Source organism: Dietzia sp. B19, from assembly GCF_014145155.1.
In the GTDB taxonomy this organism is placed as follows: Bacteria; Actinomycetota; Actinomycetes; order Mycobacteriales; family Mycobacteriaceae; genus Dietzia; species Dietzia natronolimnaea.
Map to the genome: position 1 here is coordinate 12,782 of NZ_JAALED010000350.1, position 2,431 is coordinate 15,212.

Annotated in this window: 3 protein-coding genes and 1 pseudogene; 1 reads left to right on the forward strand and 3 read right to left on the reverse strand. The window is 70.1% G+C overall.

Annotation, left to right across the window (positions count from 1 at the left end; translation table 11 throughout):
* Positions 1–125: 125 nt before the first annotated feature.
* A complete protein-coding gene (locus G6020_RS10475) occupies positions 126–605 on the reverse strand; it encodes a hypothetical protein (protein ID WP_182610582.1) in 480 nt (159 codons plus the stop codon).
* Between the two features lie 212 nt (positions 606–817).
* On the opposite strand from G6020_RS10475, the gene G6020_RS10480 reads away from it, so the two are divergent.
* Complete coding sequence (locus G6020_RS10480; RefSeq protein ID WP_182610583.1) at positions 818–1,420, forward strand: hypothetical protein; 603 nt, start codon at positions 818–820, stop codon at positions 1,418–1,420.
* Positions 1,421–1,543: 123 nt separating this feature from the next.
* On the opposite strand, the gene G6020_RS10485 is transcribed toward G6020_RS10480, so the two are convergent.
* Both G6020_RS10485 and G6020_RS10490 read right to left on the reverse strand, forming a co-directional pair.
* Positions 1,544–2,095, reverse strand: coding sequence for a YceI family protein (locus G6020_RS10485; protein WP_182610584.1), 552 nt, complete (start codon positions 2,093–2,095; stop codon positions 1,544–1,546).
* Positions 2,096–2,223: 128 nt separating this feature from the next.
* Positions 2,224–2,431 (reverse strand): annotated as a pseudogene (locus G6020_RS10490) (alpha/beta hydrolase); the annotation flags it as partial.

Consider the following 2,431-nt stretch of genomic DNA (forward strand, 5'->3'; position numbering starts at 1 on the left):
TCCTCGGTGAGCTCGTGACCGCGGGCGGGGACGAAGACCGATAGGGACCGCTGAACCGACAGGGCCCGGCTGGAGATGACGGCGGCCCCGGCCCCGTCGTGGGGGCCGGGGCCGGCTCGGGTCTGTCAGGCGTCGGTCTCGACCGTGTCGCCGCCCGTCGCGACGTCGTCGCCGGTGGCGTCGTCGGCAGCGGTGTCGTCCGAAGCGGTGTCGTCGCCGTCGGTCTCGGTGCCGTCGGTGTCACCGTCCCCCGGGATCTCGGCGTCGATGCCACGGAGGATGTCGATCGCGCCCGCGATGTCGCCGGTCATCGCGGTGGAGATGGCCAGGTCGGCGTTCGTCTCGCACTCCTCGCCCGACAGTCCGGGCGCGACGCCGCCGACGGAACCGAGGAAGTCGTACGCGGAGATCGTGCCGCAGAGCTGCTGCGCGATGGCCGAGACCTCGGCGGGGGTCTCGGCGCCGTCGATGTCCGTCTCGACGGTCGTGGGGGCGCCGACCGACCCGCTGTCGAGCCCGGGGAGATCGCTCTGGGCGGCGGCCAGTCCCGCACCGGAGAAGGACAGGGCGGCAGCGGAACCGATGATCGCGATGGTCTTCTTCATGGTGGTCACCTTTCGTTCGGGCGCCGGGGTCTCCCGGAGACACGGCGGTCACCGTAACGGCGACAGTGCCAGCGTGCTGTGACCGCGATCACTCCCTGTCGGAGCCCGGTCGGTGGAATGTCGTGATGCGCTGGAGCGACGGCGCCCGGACAAATTCTTCTTCATCTCGCGGAGTGTTTGCCGCGTCGACGCTCTCCGGGGATGCTTGTCCCATGAGTGGAACCGCCGAGATCTATGACGCCGTCCTCAGCCCGGGCAAACTCGAGTTGCTCCGGGCGTGGATCCGCCACCAGTCGTGGTTCGACGGTGACCCGACGCGGCTGGAGCAGGTGACCGCCTACCGGTTCGTCGACCCCGACGGCGAGGTGGGCATGGAGGCCTTCCTCGTCTCGGACGGTGCGCGCACGTTCCACGTCCCCGTGACCTACCGGGGGGCGGAGCTCCCGGGGGCGCAGGACGCACTGGTCGGGACGCTCGAACACTCTGTCCTCGGTCGTCGCTGGGTGTACGACGCGCCGGCGGACCCCGTGTACGTGGCCGAGGTGCGGCGGGTGGTCAGTCACCGCGACACCGCCGCCGACCATCTGGCGGTGGAGGACGGCACGATCACCCCGTCGCCCGTCAACGTCCGGGGTGGCGGGGACGGGGCGACGGGCGACAGCGACGCCGATGCCGCACCTCAGGTGATCCGGGTGATCTCGGAGGAGAACGACGCCGAGGCTGACCGCCCCCTGATCGGCTCGCCGGGCACGCTCAGCGGGACCTGGGAGGACGCCGACGGCTCGCATTCCGCGGTCTTCGTCGTCGTCTCCTAAGACCTGTCGGCTAGGACCTGGCGGCTAAGACCTGGCGGTGCAGTTCTTGCCGGGGGGCGCCGTCCGGCCCCGGGGGCGTCACCGGGCCGGACGGGGGTCCTCCCGGCCGGGCCGGGCGGGGACTCAGGCCTGCTTGATGGCCGAGAGCTCGATCTCGAGGGTGACCTTCTCGGAGACGAGCACGCCACCGGTCTCGAGCGCCGCGTTCCAGGTCAGGCCGAAGTCGCTGCGGTTGATGACCGTGGTGCCCTCGAAGCCGGCGCGGAGGTTGCCGAACGGGTCGGTGGCGGTGCCCTCGTACTCGAACGGGATGGTCACGGACTTGGTGGTGCCCTTGATGGTGAGGTCGCCGGTCACGTCGACGCCGCCGGAGCCGTTGGCCGCGATCTTCGTCGAGCGGAAGGTGATCTCCGGGTGGTTGTCCATGTCGAAGAAGTCGTTGGACTTCAGGTGTCCGTCACGGTCGGCGTTGCGGGTGTCGATCGAGGAGGCGGTGATGACGACCTCGGCGGTCGCGCCGTCGACGCCCTCCGCGGGGACGTTGACCGTGCCCGTGTAGTCGTTGAACGACCCGCGGACCTTGGTGACCATGGCGTGGCGGGTGACGAAGCCGAGGCGGGTGTGGGTGGGGTCGATGTTCCAGGTGCCGGTGAGGTCGGTGAGCGTCGCGGTCATGGTGACTCCTTCGGTGGTCCCCGGCTGGACACCGGAGCGATTGGTTGTTGTGTCACCTACAGTAGCGCCTCAATGGTGATGCGTCAACAAGAAGTTCGGAGAAATTCGGATGAGTTCGGATCGGTCGGTCACCCCACGTGACGGCGCAGGAAGTGCAGCGCGTGGGTGACCGCGAGGTCGTGGCACGGCCGGCCGGGGAAGAGATCGAAGTGATCGCCCGGGTAGTGGCGCACCTCGGCGCGGGCGGCGAACGCCGCGGTGCTCGCGGCGTGCGGTGGGGCGCTCCGGTCCAGGTCGGCGATCTGGACCAGCACGGGGGTCCCGGCGAGCTCCGCG

Excerpts from the sequence above, each read along its gene's own strand:
- G6020_RS10485 (WP_182610584.1), bottom strand. The coding sequence starts at position 2,095 with ATGACCGCGACGCTCACCGACCTCACCGGCACCTGGAACATCGACCCC.
- G6020_RS10475 (WP_182610582.1), bottom strand. The coding sequence starts at position 605 with ATGAAGAAGACCATCGCGATCATCGGTTCCGCTGCCGCCCTGTCCTTC.
- G6020_RS10480 (WP_182610583.1), top strand. The coding sequence starts at position 818 with ATGAGTGGAACCGCCGAGATCTATGACGCCGTCCTCAGCCCGGGCAAA.